At 41.3% G+C, this 19213-nt stretch carries 15 protein-coding genes; all 15 read right to left on the bottom strand.

Annotated features, from left to right (window positions below; all coding sequences use genetic code 11):
* Positions 1-23: 23 nt before the first annotated feature.
* The 15 genes from dnaJ to rseP all read right to left on the bottom strand — a co-directional run bounded on the left by dnaJ (position 24) and on the right by rseP (position 19207).
* Positions 24-1160 (bottom strand): molecular chaperone DnaJ, encoded by a 1137-nt coding sequence (gene dnaJ, locus FC87_RS03770; protein WP_035421363.1) that lies wholly within the window; start codon positions 1158-1160, stop codon positions 24-26.
* Between the two features lie 99 nt (positions 1161-1259).
* Positions 1260-3107, bottom strand: coding sequence for a molecular chaperone DnaK (gene dnaK / locus FC87_RS03765; RefSeq protein WP_035421365.1), 1848 nt, complete (start codon positions 3105-3107; stop codon positions 1260-1262).
* 36 nt (positions 3108-3143) lie between these two features.
* The gene (gene grpE, locus FC87_RS03760; RefSeq protein WP_035421367.1) at positions 3144-3710 is read right to left on the bottom strand and encodes a nucleotide exchange factor GrpE; all 567 of its coding nucleotides are present in this window, start codon (positions 3708-3710) and stop codon (positions 3144-3146) included.
* Positions 3711-3725: 15 nt separating this feature from the next.
* A complete protein-coding gene (gene hrcA, locus FC87_RS03755) occupies positions 3726-4760 on the bottom strand; it encodes a heat-inducible transcriptional repressor HrcA (protein ID WP_035421370.1) in 1035 nt (344 codons plus the stop codon).
* 106 nt (positions 4761-4866) lie between these two features.
* Positions 4867-5799, bottom strand: coding sequence for a riboflavin biosynthesis protein RibF (gene ribF, locus FC87_RS03750; RefSeq protein ID WP_035421373.1), 933 nt, complete (start codon positions 5797-5799; stop codon positions 4867-4869).
* An 8-nt stretch (positions 5800-5807) separates the two neighbouring features.
* Positions 5808-6719 (bottom strand): tRNA pseudouridine(55) synthase TruB, encoded by a 912-nt coding sequence (truB, locus tag FC87_RS03745; RefSeq protein ID WP_155830442.1) that lies wholly within the window; start codon positions 6717-6719, stop codon positions 5808-5810.
* A 56-nt stretch (positions 6720-6775) separates the two neighbouring features.
* On the bottom strand, positions 6776-7123 hold the full coding sequence (rbfA, locus tag FC87_RS03740) for a 30S ribosome-binding factor RbfA (protein ID WP_009167242.1): 348 nt from the start codon (positions 7121-7123) through the stop codon (positions 6776-6778).
* An 18-nt stretch (positions 7124-7141) separates the two neighbouring features.
* A complete protein-coding gene (infB, locus tag FC87_RS03735) occupies positions 7142-9475 on the bottom strand; it encodes a translation initiation factor IF-2 (protein WP_035421375.1) in 2334 nt (777 codons plus the stop codon).
* A gap of 14 nt (positions 9476-9489) precedes the next feature.
* On the bottom strand, positions 9490-9795 hold the full coding sequence (locus FC87_RS03730; protein WP_009167244.1) for a YlxQ-related RNA-binding protein: 306 nt from the start codon (positions 9793-9795) through the stop codon (positions 9490-9492).
* Positions 9782-10084: an RNase P modulator RnpM gene (gene rnpM / locus FC87_RS03725; RefSeq protein WP_035421377.1), complete on the bottom strand. Its 303-nt coding sequence runs from the start codon at positions 10082-10084 to the stop codon at positions 9782-9784. The genes FC87_RS03730 and rnpM overlap by 14 nt, the downstream gene beginning before the upstream one ends.
* 19 nt (positions 10085-10103) lie before the next feature.
* Positions 10104-11174: a transcription termination factor NusA gene (gene nusA / locus FC87_RS03720; protein WP_051393774.1), complete on the bottom strand. Its 1071-nt coding sequence runs from the start codon at positions 11172-11174 to the stop codon at positions 10104-10106.
* Positions 11171-11671, bottom strand: a complete 501-nt coding sequence (rimP, locus tag FC87_RS03715; protein ID WP_009167245.1) for a ribosome maturation factor RimP — start codon at positions 11669-11671, stop codon at positions 11171-11173. Before rimP ends, nusA begins: the two co-directional genes overlap by 4 nt.
* 111 nt (positions 11672-11782) lie before the next feature.
* Positions 11783-16099, bottom strand: a complete 4317-nt coding sequence (locus FC87_RS03710; protein WP_056961669.1) for a PolC-type DNA polymerase III — start codon at positions 16097-16099, stop codon at positions 11783-11785.
* 53 nt (positions 16100-16152) lie between these two features.
* Positions 16153-17910, bottom strand: coding sequence for a proline--tRNA ligase (locus tag FC87_RS03705; RefSeq protein WP_056961667.1), 1758 nt, complete (start codon positions 17908-17910; stop codon positions 16153-16155).
* Between the two features lie 19 nt (positions 17911-17929).
* On the bottom strand, positions 17930-19207 hold the full coding sequence (rseP, locus tag FC87_RS03700; RefSeq protein ID WP_009167248.1) for an RIP metalloprotease RseP: 1278 nt from the start codon (positions 19205-19207) through the stop codon (positions 17930-17932).
* Positions 19208-19213 lie beyond the last annotated feature (6 nt).

Genomic DNA, 19213 nt, shown 5'->3' with positions numbered 1-19213 from the left:
GATTTTCATCTACCCCGAATTTGTTATTTTAATTTATCCTTTAATTTTTCAAAGAAACCTTTATTTGCACTTGAATGATCACCACTTGCTTCGGCAAAAGCACGCAGAGCAAGTTTTTGATCAGATGATAGTTTCTTTGGGGTCTTGATGGTTACCTTGACCAACTCATCCCCCTTTGCATTACTATGCAGGCGGGGAGCCCCCTTACCCTTTAATTTAAACACCGTCCCAGTGTTGGTACCGGCTGGGATGGTTAGTTTTCCATTTCCATGGACTGTCTTAACATCAATTTCATTGCCGAGAGCGGCATCGGTAAAATCAATCGCTTTATTGTAGTAAATGGTTGAACCATCTCGTTCGAAGTCTTTACTAGCAAGGACTCGAAAGACAATGTAGAGATCGCCGTATGGTCCTCCATTCTCACCAGCATCACCTTGTGACTGCAAGCGCATTTGTTGTCCCTCTTCAACTCCAGCAGGAACATCAACCTCAACTTGATGCTGTTCCTCTAAGTGACCAGTTCCACCACATTTAGGACACTTTTCCTTAATGATTTTACCGGTTCCCTGACACCGAGGACAGCTCGCTTGCGTCTGCATTTGCCCCATCGGGGTATTCACCGTTCGTGTAATTGCACCACTACCATGACAATCTGGACAGGTTTCCGGAGTCGTCCCCGGTTTAGCCCCGGTACCATGACAATCAGAACATTGTGCGGCTCGGTGATACCTAATCTTAGTTTTTTTACCGAAAATAGCTTCTTCAAACGTTAAAGTTAATTCGTATTGTAGATCTCGACCTCTTTTCGGAGCACTGGGATCTTGTTGTTGACGACGTCCGCCACCAAACAAATCACTAAAAATATCTGAAAAGTCACTATAGCCAGCGCCTCCGCCAAAGCCACCAGCACCAGCTCCGCCATTTCCACCAAATCCTTGTGGACCATCAGCAGAACCATATTGATCATAATTAGCACGTTTTTGTTGATCACTTAGAACCTCATAAGCCTCTGTTATTTCTTTAAATTTTGCTTCAGCTCCGGGTTCCTTATTCAGATCCGGATGATATTTTTTTGATAAATGACGATAAGCATGATTGATATCCTTTTCAGAGGCATCTTTTGCAACTCCTAATACGTCATAATAATTTTTCTCCGCCATCATTAGCCTCCAAGCCGTAATCCGCTTCTTACAACAAAAAGCCAAAGCAATTCAACGAGGCTTTGGCTTTTTACCAGTTATAACAGCTCTTGAATCGGATTATTTATTGTCGTCATCATGAACTTCATGAAAATCACCGTTAACAGTGTCCCCATCATCTTTTTTCTGATCATCAGTAGTACCAGTAGCTTGGTCACCCTGTGCTTCTTGTTGCTGTTGATATAATTTTACTGCCACAGCCTGAACTTTCTCATTTAAAGCATCCTTCTTAGCTTTCAAATCGTCAAGATCCCCGGCTTCTTTGGCCTTTTTCAAGTCCTCTTGGGCAGCTTTAACTTCTTTAATCTCATCTTCAGAAACTTTGCCCTCAACATCTTTCAAAGTTTTATCAGTTTGGAATAGCAGCTGGTCAACTTCATTATTTAAATCAACCGTTTCTTTCTTCTTTTTATCTGCTTCTTCGTTGGCTGATGCTTCCTTCATCATCTTATCGATTTCTTCATCGGAAAGACCATTTGAATCCTTAATGGTAATTTTTTGTTCTTTTCCAGTTCCCTTATCCTTGGCAGAAACATTTACAATCCCATTTTTGTCAATATCAAAAGTAACTTCAATTTGAGGAATTCCCCGGGGAGCAGCTGGAATATCAGTTAATTGAAACCGTCCTAATGATTTATCATCATTTGCCATTGGACGTTCCCCTTGCAATACATGAATATCAACTGCCGTTTGATTATCAGCAGCCGTTGAGAACGTCTGTGATTTAGAAGTTGGAATCGTCGTGTTTTTCTCAATTAATTTTGTGAAGACGCCACCCATCGTTTCGATCCCTAACGACAATGGGGTAACATCAAGCAAGACGACATCTTTAACATCACCTGTTAGTACACCACCCTGTACCGCAGCTCCCAAGGCAACTGCTTCGTCTGGATTAATTGAGTGATTTGGATTTTTACCGGTCCAGTTCTGGACAGCCTCTTGTACAGCTGGAATTCTAGTTGACCCACCATTCAAGATAACTTCATCGATATCACCGGTAGTTAGATCAGCATCTTTTAAAGCATTCTCAAATGGAACCTTCGTTTTATCAACCAAATCGGAAGTTAATTCATTAAATTTAGCCCGTGTTAATGTTGTTTGCAGGTGAAGTGGACCGCTATCATTCGAAGTTATGAACGGTAAACTAATCTCGGTCTGCTGAACCCCAGACAATTCCTTCTTTGCCTTTTCCGCAGCATCTTTCAGCCGTTGTAAAGCCATCTTGTCTTTGGACAAATCAATTCCGTGATCTTGCTTAAAATCAGCAACCAACCAATCAATAATCCGTTGGTCGAAGTCATCACCACCAAGATGTGTATCACCATTTGTTGATAGAACTTGGAAAACACCATCACCTAATTCAAGGACAGAAACATCAAAGGTTCCTCCCCCTAAATCATAAACCAAAACCTTTTCGTCTTTATCCTGTTTATCAAGACCATAGGCCAAAGCAGCCGCCGTTGGTTCATTAATAATTCGTTTTACATCTAATCCGGCAATTTTACCTGCATCCTTGGTTGCTTGCCGTTGGGCATCATTAAAGTAAGCTGGAACTGTAATGACAGCTTCCGACACACTATCACCAAGATAATCTTCAGCATAACCCTTAATGTATTGTAAAATCATTGCTGAAATTTGCTGAGGTGTATATTGCTTCCCTTCAACATCAACTTTGTAGCTACCATCACCCATATGACTTTTGATAGAACGAATCGTATTTGGGTTGGTAATTTCTTGCCGTTTAGCAACTTCACCAACCTGAATTTCACCATCTTTAAAAGCAACTACCGAAGGAGTAGTCCGAGAACCATCGGGATTAGTGATGATTTTGGGCTTGCCACCTTCCATCACTGCTACAGCTGAGTTGGTTGTTCCTAAATCAATTCCAATAATTTTATTACTTGCCATTTTAAAAACCTCTTTCTGTTATTTTATTATATCCCACTACTGAGCAACAACTACCATTGCTGGTCGTAACACCCGATCGTCAAGTAAATACCCGGTCTGCAAGACCTGCACGACCGTGTTTTTAGGATGTTCCTCACTAACAGCAACTGTTTGAATTGCTTGATGCTGATTTGGATCAAACGGTTCACCGACAGCCTTAATTTCAGTGATTTGATTATCCTGCAGAGCTTTTTTTAAATGCTGCTGAACGATCTCAATCCCATTTTTGAGCTGTTTCCCGCTGTCATCATTTACTTTCACAGTAAGCGCTCGATCCAAGTCATCAAGGACTGGTACTACTTCCTTGGCGAGATCCTGTGCACCGTATTTAGCCAGCGCCTCTCGTTCTTTTCGATTACTTTTTTCAATGTTTTGAATCTCTGCCTGAGCACGCAAATAATCATTTTGAGTTTGATCTAACTTTGCCTGCAATTGTTTGATTTTTTCTGTGGCAGGATCAACAGTTGCTTCATTAACAGGAGCTTCTTTTTTAGCTTTAGCTTTATTAGCAACTGTTTCATCAACTTGTTTAGATTTCTGTTGCTTGTCATGCTCTGTTGACATCTTAATCCTCCCCTTTTATTCATATCCATGGTAATAACCACTGATACGATTCTGTAATTCAGTTCGAAACGCATCGACTAAGCCCATTACTTTCGGATATTCCATCCGCGTTGGACCAATAATTGCAATCCTACCAATTCCATGAACACCAACGTCATAAAGTCCGCTGACAATGCTATAAGATCGTAATGAATTATTGGGCAGTTCAAAACCTAGTTGAACTGATAGGGGGCTAATAACCCCATCCACAATTGATAACAAATCATCATTAATATCTACCAGCGAATTAGACTGTCCGTAATCATCTGCATTGGCAACTCCAACAGGAAATAGTTTAGTACGTCCGCTCAAGAAAAATTGATCCCGAGTGAACTTTTGCAAAACATACTGGAAAACATGTCTAAGAACTGCAAGATTTGGAACTACCGCTGCTAGGGATTGCAAGCGATTAGTTGCTAAGTCTTTAACCACTAATGAAAATGGTTGCTCAGCATATGTTTCATTGAGAATATTAGTAGCTTTCTCAAGCTGTGCCGTGCTCCAATCCTCATGAACCACAAATGCCTGATTTTCAACCTGACCGGTATTCATAATCACGACAGCCATAAGATGGTGGCCATTTAATTTTAAAACCTGAAGGTGTTGAACAATTTCACCAGTTTGTGATTCCGGACTAATAGTAATCGCCGGATACTCAGTCAACTCCGAAAGAACCTCTGCTGATTGCCTGACAATATCATCAAGCTGTTGAAATGAACCACCGAGCAACTCTTGAATGTATTGCTGGTACTGAGCATCTGGTGGAGCTGGTTCTGCAAGATGATCAAGATAATACCGATAACCCCGTTCGGATGGTACTCTCCCTGATGAAGTATGCAGCTTCTCAATGTAATCGTTTGCACTTAAAATACTCATGTCATTGCGAATCGTAGCTGAGCTAACCCTAATTGGAAGTCGCTGTGCCAGTGATTTCGATCCGACTGGTTCTCCAGTCGCAGAATAAGTGTCAACAATTTGCTTTAAGATCAAGCTCTGCCTTTCAGTGAGCATCTTCACCACCTCTTTTTAGCACTCTAGCACTCCAAGTGCTAAGGTACAAATATACTTTAACAAGGAATGTCACAGGCGTCAAGAAATAAGGTCAAATTAATGCTGACTATTTAAAATAATTTATAGTGGCAATTTTATCAAGCTTAAGTTGCTCAATCAAAGCGGCTTCGCCCTGATACTTAACATTATCTCTCAACTTTTGTAACCAGCGAATCTGAACCTGATTTCCATAAATGTTTTGATTAAAATCCAAAATATTGATTTCTACCGTAATTGGATTATGATCACCAAAGGTTGTATTACGTCCGATTGAAGCCATTCCCTGATACCACCGACCATTGACCGCAATTTGAACCACATAAACACCCTCAGCTGGTAACCGTTGCAATTCACTATGTTGAATATTTGCCGTTGGAAAACCTAATTTTCTCCCTCGAGCAAAGCCGTGAATCACCGTCCCCGTTGTTTCAAACTGGTATCCAAGCGCCTGGTTAACCAAGGTCAACTTCCCCATTGCTAAGGATTGGCGAATGTCAGTCGAACTAATTTTGGCACCCCCAAGGGAGGCTTGCCCGACCTTTACTACTGAAAACTGCTGATGACTATAGGACTCTAGATGATCCATATCTGCCTGGTTTGTCCCATATGTATGGTCAAAACCTGCTACAACTGCAATCGGATGTAATGGTAGCAAAAACCGATCAACGAACTGCTGTGGCGTTTGTGCTTGAAACGCAAAGTTATAATTAATTTGATAAATCTGATCGACACCCTGCTGTGCTAATAATTCTTGTTTTCGCTCCCACAAGGTTAAATAACGCCCGGCATCACCATCAAGCTTTTGGTAAACTAAGGCCGGATGATGATCATAGGTCAAAACTGCTAACGGTACTTGTTTCTGATGAGCAAGGTCCGCAGCCTGTTGTAAAACCTGTTGGTGCCCCCGATGGACTCCATCAAAGAATCCCATTGCTAAAACCAATGGCTGCCCACCAAAAACCGGGAGTTGTTGTGGATATGCAATCTTAACTACTTTCATAATTTCCTCTAATTCAATCTAAACATTTTTTCAGGACGATACTGTTGTTTGCTTTGATCTAAGTGATAGGTCGCACGATCCTCATTATTATAGCGCAAGACTAAAATTGGTTTTTGACTAGCCAACTCACGTGCATCTAAAAAACCACCATGCTGAACTCGCTCAAATTGAGATGCTGTTAGCTCTCGGGTTGGCAGTCCCTGCAAAGCCCGTCCGAGGGGTTGGATTTTTTCTGCAAGTTGCCCGGTTTGGGCGGCCTGCTCCAATTCCTCCAAGGTAACTGTCTCTGCTAGAGTAAACCCACCGCTCATCATGCGAGTTAACTGCGTCATTACTGCTGGAACTCCAAAATACTTTCCAAAGTCAACCGCTAGTGTTCGTACATAGGTTCCTTTACTGCAATGTACCGTGAAATAAATAGTTTGAGTTTTTGAAATAGGATCGATCCAACTAGCGCATCGCTGTTGAAAATTGGTGATCTTAATCTGTCGTCTCGGACGCTCAACTGTTTCCCCATGACGAGCATAGTCATAAAGACGACGTCCCTTAACTTTGACTGCCGAATACATTGGTGGGATTTGGATCGTATCCCCCAAAAAATGTTGGAGCCCATTATTAATTTGCTGGTCTGTTAATGGCTTAAAGTCAAAATCAGTTGCAATAATCGTTCCATCTAAATCTTCTGTAGTCGTTGCAAATCCTAATGTAATTGCTCCCTGGTAGATTTTACCCGTAGCCATTAAATTATCAACTAGTTTGGTTGCATATCCCAAGCAGATGGGTAGTACCCCGTTAACATTCGGATCGAGGGTGCCACTGTGTCCCACCCGCTTCTGGTTATAAAGGTGGCGAATCCGACTAACACAATCAAAACTAGTCATTCCTACCGGTTTATTTAGCGGAATTATGCCACTAATCATTTCCACACGCTCCTTATGTACGTAAAAATGACTGAGATTGATCTCAGTCATTTTTGCTAGTTACGGTTTAATTTGTTAATTAGTTGATCAATCTTATTTCCATATTGAACCGACTGATCTAACTCAAAGTGAATCTCTGGAGTAACATAAATACTAAGGCGATGACCAAGTTCTCCTCTAATTAATCCAGTAGCTTTATCCAGTCCTTGTTGCACTTTTTCTTGTTCTTGCTGGTCATCGGACAAAATACTGTAATAAATCGTAGCCTGCTGAAGATCACCAGTTGCCTTTACTCCAGTAATGGTAACTCCTTGTACTCGTGGGTCTCGTACTCGCTTTAACAAGATATCATCAACTTCTTTTTGAATCTCTTGTTGCAACCGACCAACGCGATACTGTGCCATGTTTCTCACCTCTTAAAATTATTGCGGTGCAACTTCTTTCATTCGATAAGCTTCAATCACATCGCCAACTTTAATGTCATTGTAATTTTCAATGGTTAAACCACATTCATGGCCCTGCTTAACTTCCTTAACATCGTCTTTAAACCGTTTCAAGCTCCCAAGTTCACCATCATACTTAACGACTCCATTTCGAATAAGATGAACTTTGCTATCGTTGGCAACAAAACCATCGCTAACCATGCCACCAGCAATCGTACCCACAGAAGAAGCCTTATAAAGCTGACGTACCTCAATATTCCCAGTAACTTCTTCAACATAGGTTGGATCAAGTTTACCTTTCATTGCGGCCGTCACATCATCAATGGCATTGTAAATCACCTGGTATAAGCGAATGTCAACATTATCAAGTTCTCCTTGGCTCTTTGCTTGAGGCGTAGGACGCACATTAAAGCCGATGATAATTGCATTACTAGCCTTGGCAAGCGCAACATCACTTTCATTGACGGCTCCTACCGAAGCATGAATGACATTCACATTAACTCCAGAAACATCGATTTTACGAAGACTATCAGCGAGTGCTTCAACAGATCCCTGTACATCAGCTTTAATAATCACATTTACTTGTTTTAAATCCTCTTGTTTCATGGAATCAAACAGATTATCAAGCGTGACTCGATTATTTTGTTTTCGCTCTTCCAACTGAGCTTCTTTAGCCCGTTCTTCTCCAGCAGTTCGCGCCGTTTTTTCATCGTTAAAGACTACAAACCGATCACCGGCTTCTGGAACCCCATTCAAACCTGTAATTTCTACTGGAGTGGCGGGAGTAGCGGTCGTAATATCCTGACCAAGTTCATTTGCCATTGTTCGAACCCGACCAAAAGTATCGCCAACCACAATTGGATCACCCGTGTGTAAAGTTCCCTGCTGAACCAACAAAGTGGCAACTGGACCTTTTCCCCGATCAAGTCGAGCCTCAATCACTGAACCAGCTCCATTTTGTTTAGGATTAGCCTGTAATTCCATCACATCGGACTGTAAAAGAATCATGTTGAGCAATTCGTCAACATTCGTTCCATTCTTAGCGGAAATATCAACAAAAATCGTATCGCCACCATAATCTTCTGGCACTAAGCCATAATTCATCAATTGTTCTTTGACATGGTTAGGGTTAGCACCGGCCTTATCGATTTTATTAACGGCAACAATAATTGGTGTTTGGGCTGCCTTAGCATGATCGATTGCTTCAACGGTTTGTGGCATCACTCCATCATCGGCAGCAACCACTAAAACGGTAATATCAGTCACGTTAGCACCACGAGCTCGCATTTCTGTGAAGGCAGCGTGTCCAGGCGTGTCTAAGAAGGTAATAATTTTACCATCATGATGTAACTGGTACGCACCAATTGCCTGCGTAATCCCCCCTGCTTCCCCAGCCGTAATATGAGAGTCGCGCAAGTAATCTAATAACGTCGTCTTCCCATGGTCAACGTGCCCCATAATTGTAACTACTGGTGGACGTGGAGCCTGATAGTCTTTGTTTTGTTCCTCTTCTTCAAAAAACTTATCAATATCAGAAACATTGACCGTTTCTTTCTCTTGGGACTTAATCCCGTAGTCGTCAGCTAAAACTTCGATCGCATCTTTATCTAATGATTGGTTCTGATTAACCATCATCCCAAGCATGAATAACTTTTTGATAATTTCTGCTGGTTCACGATGCAAAATCTTACCCAAATCTTGTGCATTCATTCCGTCTTGATAAACTAACACTTCTGGTAACGGCCGATTTTTTCGAACTGTTGGCGCCTTTTTCTTATGATTCTGACGAATTCGCTGGTTTTTAGAATACATGCTATTAAAGCGATTAGTCCGATTTTTCCGGTTTCGACGCTTCTTTTTGTTACTGTTTGCAGTTCCATTCGGATTACTACTTCGCTTTAGACTTCCACCAAACTTGCCAGTTCCGTTGCCGGTAGTTTTGGTCTTAGTTTGATGCTGTCCCTGGGAACTGTGATTCTTTCCAGTTGTTGGTTTTTGTGTAGTTGAATGTGGCTGCTGATGTTGAGTAGTAGCCGTCTTTCCCTGTGGCTTTGCTTTTGCTGACCGCACTGGTTTAGAAGCCGTTGCTTGGTCCGTTTGCGAACGAGTGGTAGCTCGTTTAGCAGCCGGTTTTGGCTTATTATTAGTTGCCTTGCGTGGTTGTAAGTATGCTCGCACTGTTTTCTCCTGTGAACCATCCAAGGTTGCCATATGATTTTTTACATCAATTTCACGTGCCTGAGCTGCATCTAAAACCCTTTTGCTTGGTAATTTAAGCTCTTTTGCTAATTCGTAGATTCGTTTTTTCGCCATGGAATCACGCTCCTTTATTCTTTAATCAGTTCATTTATTTTCCTCGCAAACCCTTGATCTGTAACTGCTACAATCGTTCGTTGTTGTCCTATCGCCGTACTTAAAGCTGCTTTTGACAACGCTGTACAGCTAGGAATCTGATAATACTGACACTTATTTTGGATTTTTTTTGCGGTAGCAAGACCAGCATCACTGGCTAAAAACAAAAATGCCACTGAACCGTTTTTAATTCCCGCTAACACAATTTCTTCACCTGAGATTATTTTACCAGCTCGACGAGCAATTCCCAATAAATTTACTACTTTATCATAGTTTTTCATTTTTAATTAATTCCTGACGTGCTTGCAAATGATCGACGTAAGCAATTAATTCCTCATAAAACTGATCAGAAAGTGGGATCTCAAAAACCTGATCGAGAGTGCGCTGTTGATAAGCTTCTTTTACCGCAGCTACATCAATGCGAACATAGGCCCCGCGTCCTGATTTTTTCCCCGTAGGGTCGAGAGTCACTTGGTGCTGCTGATCACGCACAATTCGAATTAACTGTCGTTTGGGAAACATTTCCTGCGAAAGCACATCTTTTCGCATGGGAATCTTTCTTTTTTTCATATCAGTCGACCCCCTTTACCTATTCTGTTGCTTCCGGTGCTTCCTCTTCAGAATCATTCATTTCAGATTCCGATTTGATATCAATCCGGTATCCAGTCAATCGAGCAGCTAATCGGGCATTTTGCCCACGTTTACCAATAGCTAATGATAGCTGGTCGTCTGGCACTACAATTGTGCAAGCTTTGTCCTGACCGTCTTTGAAAATTACATCAATAACATCGGCGGGATTGAGTGCGTTTGCAATGAATTCAGCTGGGTCATCATTCCACTGAACAATATCAATGTTTTCTCCATCTAATTCATTCAAAATGTCTTGCACCCGTTGTCCGCGCGGACCGACAGTCGTTCCAACTGGATCAATATTTGGCTGGTTAGACCGAACCGCTACTTTAGAACGATCGCCTGCTTCTCGTGCAACTGAGACAATCTCCACCGTCCCATCATAAACTTCTGGAACTTCTTGTTCAAATAATCGCTTTAACATCCCTGGGGCCGTGCGGCTAACAAAAACTTGAGGACCCTTAGCTGCATCATCGACGTTGGTTACATAAACTTTAAGCTTATCTTGGGGACGATAATGTTCATTTGGCATTTGATCTTTAGCTGCCATGACGGCTTCCACCCCATCTAAGGTCAAGTATACAAACCGATTGTCTTGCCGTTCAACTTCAGCAGTTACCAATTCATCTTGATATTTGCTGTATTTATTATAAACAGTTGCCCGTTCGGCTTCTCGCACCCTTTGCATAATGACCTGTTTGGCGGTCTGCGCAGCAATGCGCCCAAAATTTTTGGGCGTGACTTGGAATTTGATCTCATCTCCAAGTTCATAGCCACGATTAATTTTCAACGCATCGTCCAAACTAACCTCGAGTCGTGGATCACTAACATCAGAGACCACTTTTTTCACTGCATAAACATTCATGTTTCCCTTGGCTTCATCAAAAACTACCGATACATTTTGAGCTTGATCATAATTGCGTTTATAAGCTGAAACCAGTGCTGCTTCTAGGGCTTCAATCACCACATCCTTTTTGATCCCTTTTTCTCGTTCGAGATCATCAAGGGCACTTACTAATTCTTTACTCATCGTGATTCCTCCTGACTAAAGTCAATTGCTAGACGAGCTTTGGCAACCAGTTGACGTGGAATTACCACCGTTTGCCTAACTCCTTTTTGCTTAACCGACAAAGTAAGCTCGTCTGCGTCAAGCTCCATTAGCGTTCCTTCAAACTCCTTCTGCTGCTCCAATTTTTGGTACAAACTAACGTGGATAAATCGATGGAGGGCATGCTGATAATCCGTTTCGTTTAATAACGGGCGTTCTGCCCCTGGGGACGAAACCTCCAAAAAATAGGGATCCACAAACGGATCTGGTACTAGTTCGTCCAAACGAGTCCCCAGTTGATCGCTGACTAACACACAGTCATCAAGAGTAATCCCCTCATCCTTATCGATAAAAACTCTTAGATACCAGTTTCCAGCTTCTTTAACAAATTCAATCCGATCTAAATAAAACTGATGAGCCTGCAGGATGGGCGTCACCACTGCCGCAACTTGCTTAATAATTTCGTTTGCTTCACTCAACTATTTTCCTCCAAAATGCTTTCAATAAAAAGAGTGAGCATCGCTGCTCACTCCAAGAGAGTTGATTAATCGTACTCTAATAGTATCACGAATTGCATGTCATGACAATCACTATAGATCAAAGAGACTAAGTTGATTTTCATCGGGCAAGTCGTTCAAAACCTGATGTTGCCGCATAAACTCAATGATGGTCTTAGATACCCCACCTCGCTTAGCTAGGTCTTCTTTAGAAATAAACGGTTTATCGGCACGAGCTGCCACGATCTGTTTTGCAACGTTTAGCCCTAATCCAGGAATAGCACTAAATGGAGCCAACAAGCGGTCACCATCCATCAGCCACTGCGCCGCATCTGAACGCTCCAAATCAACCATTTCAAATTGATACCCACGAGCTAACATTTCATTAGCTAACTGCATGACCGTCAACAAGTTTTTTTCCTTAGTTGAGGCCTCTGATCCTTTAGCTTCAATCTGTTGGATTAAATCCTGAACAGCGTTAGTTCCACGAGCCATTGCAACCACATCAAAATCATCAGCACGAACTGAAAAATAAGCTGCATAATATACTAATGGGAAATAGACTTTAAAATAAGCCACTCGCAGCGCCATTAATACATACGCCGTAGCATGTGCTCTAGGAAACATATATTTGATCTTAAGACACGAATCAATATACCAGTCTGGAACCTTCGCTTGTTTCAGTACCGCTTGCTTCTCATCATCGATTCCACGACCATGCCGCACCTGTTCCATAACTTGAAAGGAAGTTTCCGTATCGACTCCCCAATTAATCAAATCAGTCATGATGTTATCACGGCAACCAATCACATCTGAAATGGTAGCAATGCCTTCCTTAATTAATTCTTCAGCATTTCCTAACCAAACATCAGTTCCATGCGAGAGTCCAGAAATTTGTAGTAAATCGGAAAAGTTCTGTGGATGGGTGGCTTCTAACATCCCTCGAACAAAGCGCGTCCCAAACTCTGGGATCCCTAAAGTTCCGGTTTTTGAGGAAATGGCTTCACTCGTAACACCGAGAATTTTAGGACTACTAAACAATGACATAACTCCTGAATCATTCATAGGAATCGAATAGGGGTCAATCCCAGATAAGTCTTGAAGCATCCGAATCATGGTCGGATCATCATGCCCTAAAATATCAAGCTTCAGGATATTATCATGAATTGAATGAAAATCAAAATGAGTTGTTTTCCACGCAGCATGCTGGTCTTCAGCTGGATATTGAATAGGAGTGAAATCATAGATATCCATATAATCAGGAACAACAATGATCCCAGCTGGATGTTGACCAGTAGTTCGTTTAACTCCAGTAGCTCCCTTTGCTAACCGATCAATCTCAGCATTGCGAAAGTTTTTCCCGGTATCTCGTTCATAAGCCTTCACATACCCATAGGCGGTTTTATCAGCAACCGTTCCAATCGTTCCTGCTCGGAAAACATTATTTTCACCGAAGAGTACCTTCGTATAGTTATGGGCAATTGCCTGATAATCACCGGAAAAATTCAAATCAATATCAGGGACTTTATTCCCTTTAAAACCTAAAAAGGTTTCAAAGGGAATATTATGACCATCACCAATCATGGTTGTTTTACACTCCGGACACTGGGCAGCTGGTAAATCAAATCCAGAACTATATTCACCCTTTGTAAAAAACTTTGAGTAATGACACTGCGGACAACGATAGTGCGGGGGAAGCGGGTTAACTTCCGTAATCCCGGTCATTGTGGCAACAAGACTTGACCCAACCGAACCTCGAGATCCAACTAAGTAACCATCCTTATTACTCTTAGCTACCAAACGTTGAGAAATTAAGTAAATCACGGAAAATCCATTACCGATAATACTTTTAAGTTCCCGATCAAGTCGTTGCTGGACAATCTCAGGGAGATGATCACCATACAATTGGTGTGCACGATCAAGGCTCCGCTCCTTGATTTCTGTTTCCGCCCCCTCCATCTTGGGAGTGTATAGTTTGTCCTTCAAAGGGTGGATTTCATCAACTCGATCAACAATGCTTTGAGGATTAGTAACAACCAACTGTTTAGCAGTTGCTTCTCCCAAAAAGCTAAAATCATGTAACATTTCATCCGTTGTCCGAAAATGGAGATCTGGTAATTCCGTTCGATTTAGTGGATTAGCTCCACCCTGAGAATTAATTAAAATCTTACGATAAATGGCATCATGTGGTTCTAAATAATGCGCATCTCCCGTTGCCACAATTGGAACTTGGACTTTATGGGCGACCGAAACCATTTTCTTTAAGATTTCTTGTAACTTTCCCCGATCACTTATCAATTTTTGATCAAGTAATGGTTGATAAGCAGCTGGTGGTTGAATCTCTAAATAATCATAAAAATCAGCTTTGGCTAACGCTGCTGCTTCCCCTTTTTGCATCATGGCGGTGAAAACTTCATTACTTGAGCAAGCAGAACCCACTAAAATTCCATCACGATATTCTGTTAAAACACTCCGTGGGATTCTAGGAACTCGGTAAAAATATTTGATGTGAGCAAGCGAAACTAACTTAAACAGATTTTTTAATCCAGCTTGCGTCTGCGCTAATAAAATGGCGTGAAAGGGGCGAGCGTGCTTATAAGCATCATTTTCTGTCATATGTTCATTTAATTGATCATGAAACTCAATATGATATTCGGATTCAGCATCTTTTAAAAATAAATAATTTAATTTTCCCGTCGTTTCAGCATCATAAATCGCACGGTGATGATGTTCCAAGGCTACATCAAATTTTTTAGCTAGTGTATTTAATCGATAACTTTTAAAATCAGGATATAAAAAGCGGGAGAGTGTGAGCGTATCAATGATTGGATTTTTGATTTCTTCCATGTCATGCCGACGATAACCAGTATCCATAAATCCAATGTCAAACGTAACGTTGTGACCAACGATAATAGCGTCACCACAAAACTCCCGAAAAAGCCGAAAAACCTCAGCCTCACTTTTAGAACCTGCCACCATTTCATCGGTGATCGATGTCAAATTGGTTGTCTGTTCTGACAAATGAAACTTGGGATCAATAAATTCTTCGAATTTTTCAATGACCTGATTTCCTTGCATCTTAACTGCTGATAATTCAATTACCCGATCATAAACAGCCGATAATCCCGTTGTTTCAGTGTCAAAAATTACATAAGTTGCATCCCTTAATGATCGGTGCGCATCATTGTAAGCAATCGGTTCACCATCATCAACTACATTTGCTTCCATTCCGTATAACATCTTTACTTGATATTTTTCTGCAGCACGAAAAGCATCGGGAAATGCCTGAACATTATCATGGTCAGTGATCGCAAGCGCTGGTTGTCCCCAGGTATGCGCCTGCTTAACAAAATCAGTAATCGAATTGGTCGCATCCATCTGACTCATATTCGAGTGCAGATGAAGCTCCACCCGTTTTTGTGCGGGTTCGGCTTGGTCTTGACGATTTTCATGAACAACTGGGTTAATATCATAAGCATTCATAACAAGCTCATGTGCATAGTTATCCTCTTGAATTGTTCCTCGAATTTTCAACCAGTCCCCCACTTGTAGCTGATCAAACTGAAGGGCTTCCTCGTCATCCTTTGAAAATTTCTTAACCGTTATTGACGATGAATAATCGGTTAACTTTAGGATGAGTAGCTTACGACCAGAACGTAGCTTTCGGACTTCACGATCAAAAACGTACCCATTAATTATTACTGACCGTTCTTCATCAGTAATTTGTTCTAGCTGCGTCGTTTCACTTCCGTCAGCAATTTTTCTGCCAATTACTGCTGTTTTTCCCCGCTGGTGGGCCTCTTTTTGAACCGTAGTTTGATTCATTGCCTGCTGGGCTTGCGCAGCAAGTTTCTCATCTCGTGCCTTTTTTTGCGTCTGTAAATTCTCCAGTTGTTTTTGAGAGGCACTGTCATCAACCATTGTATGGATGTTAAATTTAGGAAAACCGACTTTTTGATAGGTACGTTCAATGGAACCGAGTCCCTTTTCAGTTAAGAAACGCTGAACCATCTCATTGACTGCTAAAAAAGTTACGCGGTGATCGTTATCTAATTTTGGGACATTTTTATCACAAAGCTCCTGAACAAAGCTGGACTGCAAGTCAGCATGAGTTACCACCCAATCCCAATAATCACCGAGCTTACGGTCATCCAATTGGGATTGCGTAGTTTTGATAGTAAAATCTACTCGAGCAATCGGCGTAAAAACCGTTTCTAACTGCATAACCAAATTGTTAAAGTCTGAAAACGGTAAAATTTCGGGGAAATAAAAATTAAATTCCCAACACTTCGATTTCTCGTGGACGATAACCCCTTCAATCTTCCCACCTTGGAAAACTGACCGTTGTTCAGTTGGAATTTGCAACTGATCAAGTAGTTTATTAAATGTCTCAGTTTGATCTAAAGGCACAACGTTCTCCTTCCCTCGCAAGCAAAAAAGCCAGTAAAAACTGGCTTAGCCATTTAAATGTTTTTAGCTAAAATATCAATTGTATTTTTCAAATCATCAACTCGCGTCTCAATGGTTTCACCAGTTTTACGAATCTTAACCTCAACAATATCTTCTGCAACTTTTTTGCCGAGAGTTATCCGAATTGGGATTCCAATCAAATCTGCATCAGCAAATTTAACTCCTGCGCGTTCTTTCCGATCGTCTAAAAGTACTTCCAAACCATCATTTTCAAGATTAGTGGTAATTTGCTCAGCTAAAGTTCTTTGTTTCTCATCCTTAATGTTAATTGGAAGCACATGGACATCAAACGGAGCAATACTCCGTGGCCAAATTAGACCGTTTTCATCAGCTTGTTGCTCAGTAACTGCTGATAGCAGTCGGCTTACGCCAATTCCATAACAGCCCATAATAACCGGCTGCTGACGACCATTTTCATCTAAGATCGTAGCATCCAAACTAGTAGAATATCTAGTACCCAATTTAAAAATGTGCCCAACCTCAATTCCCTTGGTAAAATGCAATACTCCGCTTCCATCAGGAGAAATATCCCCCTCATTAACCATGCGAAAATCGCCATATTGTAAGTCAGGAAAATCACGACTGGGATTAAAACCAGTGTAGTGTTTACCAATAGGATCCGTTGTCAGGTCTACATTTGGCAACTTAGCGCCCTGACTGTTAACAATCACTGCCATTGCTGGGGCCCCAATTACACCATTTACCATCCCATGAACGTATTCATCAGCGACGACAACCATTTTGGAGGGAAGTGCAAGCGTTCCATCTTGCAACACTTGCACCTTTGTTTCAATTGCATCTGCTAGTTGAAGGCGATCGGCATTAAAAAAGTTTTGCAGCTTATTTTCATTTACTGTTTGTGATCCACGTAATAAAACCAAGACCAGTTGCCCATCAACATCATACAAAAGACTTTTGATAATTTGGTCAGTTGAAACCTCTAAAAGCGCTGCAACATCTGCTACATTTTTACAGTTAGCAGTTGCTACCACCTGAAGCGATTGGGGCTCAGCATGGGATTTTTTGTTCATTACTAAGTTTGTCGCCATTTCAAGATTAGCGGCATATTCACTATTGTCAGAGTACACAATTGTATCTTCACCAACAGCAGCTGGTGCAGAAAACTCCATTGAATCAGAGCCACCCATGCTACCGCTATCTCCAATAATGCTTTGATAGTCTAACCCGATTCGATCAAAAATTTTAGTGAAAGCCTGTCGCATAGCGCGATAGGTCTGATCCAAGTCTTCATCTGAAGCAGCAAAAGAGTAAGAATCAAGCATCATAAATTCTCGACTGCGGAGTAACCCATATCGAGGACGATCCTCATCTCGATATTTAGATTGAATCTGATAAATATTTAAAGGTAATTTTTTGTAAGAACTAACTGTTGCTTTAATCAGTTCCGTAACTGTTTCTTCATGCGTTGGTCCCAAAATAAAATCGGTATCATGGCGATTCTTTAATCGAAAGAGTTCGGGCCCGTAAGCAGCATATCTACCAGATTTTTTCCAAAATTCAGCTGGAATCATTGTCGGTAATAACATTTCCGTTGCATCCGTGCGATCTAGCTCTTCTCTAATAATGGTCTTAATTCGAGCTAAAACCCGGTAAGCTAGTGGCAAGTACGCATAGTTTCCCGCTGAGATTTGCCGAATAAAGCCTGCCCGCAACAACAACTTATGACTCAATGCTTCGGCTCCCGCTGGGTCCTGCTTTTGTGTTGGAATTAATATTTTTGATTGTCGCATAGTTTTCCTCACTTCTAATTTAACGGATAAAATACCGCATAATATCGTTCCACGTTACCAAGAGCATCAGCCCAATCAAAAAGACGAAGCCCCCAATTGTAAGCAACGTTTCAAACCGTTCTGAAAGTGGCTTGCCACGTAACATTTCAATGACATTTAAAAGAATTTTGCCCCCATCAAGCGCGGGGATCGGAATCAGATTAACGATCGCCAAGTTAATTGACAGCCAAGCTAAAAATGAAATAACGCCAACCATTCCATATGAAGTTGCCTGTGAGGTGGTGGCAAAAATCGCCACCGGACCACCCAGATCATTTAGTGAAAAATGACCGCTAACCATATACCACAGTGCCCCAAAAAGCTGTTTGGCTGTCATCCAGGTTCGTGAAAATCCAGCTAGAAATTTTGCTCGTAAGCTATGGTCGACTGCAGCGGTAATCCCTAAATAGCCAACTCGTTGTTTTTGAACTTTTTTGGAACCTAATTTTACTACTACATCTTTCTCTTGTTGGCCACGTTTGACAGTTAATTTAGCTCGTTTTCCAGGTAATTTGCTAATTGCCTGGCTAAGATCAGTAAAATTAGCTGTTTTCTGTCCATTAACTGTTGTTATGCGATCCCCATTTTGTAAACCAGCCTGTTTTGCAATGGCGGGCTTTACATTACTAATCTGGATTTGATTGGTATTTTTGCTAACTCCACCTTGCAAGAAAGCCAGTACTGTAAAAGCAACAATTGCCAACAAAATATTATTAACAATTCCAGCTAGGTTAACCAGTAGCTTTTTCCAAACCGGAGCATTTTGAAATTGGACATCAACGGGAGCAATCTGCAGTGCGATTCCGTTTGGTTGAACTATTAACGCATCATGGTCAACTTGATACTGCTTTTTTATTTCTTCAGCTCCATTTTCATATCCACTAATCTCAAGGGTATTAACTAAATCGGCCTTGGCAACCTGAAATGGAATTCCCTGTAGTAATTGTTGATTGCGACTCAAATCAATTTTAGTTACAATACCCGCCTGATTTAGTTGGAGCCGAACATCTGTCCCTGGCTTAATTTGATTAACTTCATCGTCATCATTGCCAGCTAATAAGACGTACCCACCGATCGGAAGAAGGCGCAACGTATAAGTTGTTTGATGATAGTGATAAAAGAACAGTTTTGGCCCCATTCCAATTGAAAACTCTCGCACCATTAAGCCAGCTCGTTTTGCAACGATAAAATGACCAAACTCATGGACAAAGACCAAAATTCCAAACACAATAATAAAACTGATAATGGTAGTTAACACAACCTC

The sequence above is a fragment of the Fructilactobacillus florum DSM 22689 = JCM 16035 genome, assembly GCF_001436645.1.
GTDB lineage: Bacteria > Bacillota > Bacilli > Lactobacillales > Lactobacillaceae > Fructilactobacillus > Fructilactobacillus florum.
This window is presented reverse-complemented; position numbering and strand designations above follow the sequence as displayed.

What these genes read in the sequence shown, in the direction of transcription:
- dnaJ (WP_035421363.1), bottom strand. Translation starts at nt 1,160, where the DNA reads ATGGCGGAGAAAAATTATTATGACGTATTAGGAGTTGCAAAAGATGCC.
- dnaK (WP_035421365.1), bottom strand. Translation starts at nt 3,107, where the DNA reads ATGGCAAGTAATAAAATTATTGGAATTGATTTAGGAACAACCAACTCA.
- grpE (WP_035421367.1), bottom strand. Translation starts at nt 3,710, where the DNA reads ATGTCAACAGAGCATGACAAGCAACAGAAATCTAAACAAGTTGATGAA.
- hrcA (WP_035421370.1), bottom strand. Translation starts at nt 4,760, where the DNA reads ATGCTCACTGAAAGGCAGAGCTTGATCTTAAAGCAAATTGTTGACACT.
- ribF (WP_035421373.1), bottom strand. Translation starts at nt 5,799, where the DNA reads ATGAAAGTAGTTAAGATTGCATATCCACAACAACTCCCGGTTTTTGGT.
- truB (WP_155830442.1), bottom strand. Translation starts at nt 6,719, where the DNA reads ATGATTAGTGGCATAATTCCGCTAAATAAACCGGTAGGAATGACTAGT.
- rbfA (WP_009167242.1), bottom strand. Translation starts at nt 7,123, where the DNA reads ATGGCACAGTATCGCGTTGGTCGGTTGCAACAAGAGATTCAAAAAGAA.
- infB (WP_035421375.1), bottom strand. Translation starts at nt 9,475, where the DNA reads ATGGCGAAAAAACGAATCTACGAATTAGCAAAAGAGCTTAAATTACCA.
- FC87_RS03730 (WP_009167244.1), bottom strand. Translation starts at nt 9,795, where the DNA reads ATGAAAAACTATGATAAAGTAGTAAATTTATTGGGAATTGCTCGTCGA.
- rnpM (WP_035421377.1), bottom strand. Translation starts at nt 10,084, where the DNA reads ATGAAAAAAAGAAAGATTCCCATGCGAAAAGATGTGCTTTCGCAGGAA.
- nusA (WP_051393774.1), bottom strand. Translation starts at nt 11,174, where the DNA reads ATGAGTAAAGAATTAGTAAGTGCCCTTGATGATCTCGAACGAGAAAAA.
- FC87_RS03705 (WP_056961667.1), bottom strand. Translation starts at nt 17,910, where the DNA reads ATGCGACAATCAAAAATATTAATTCCAACACAAAAGCAGGACCCAGCG.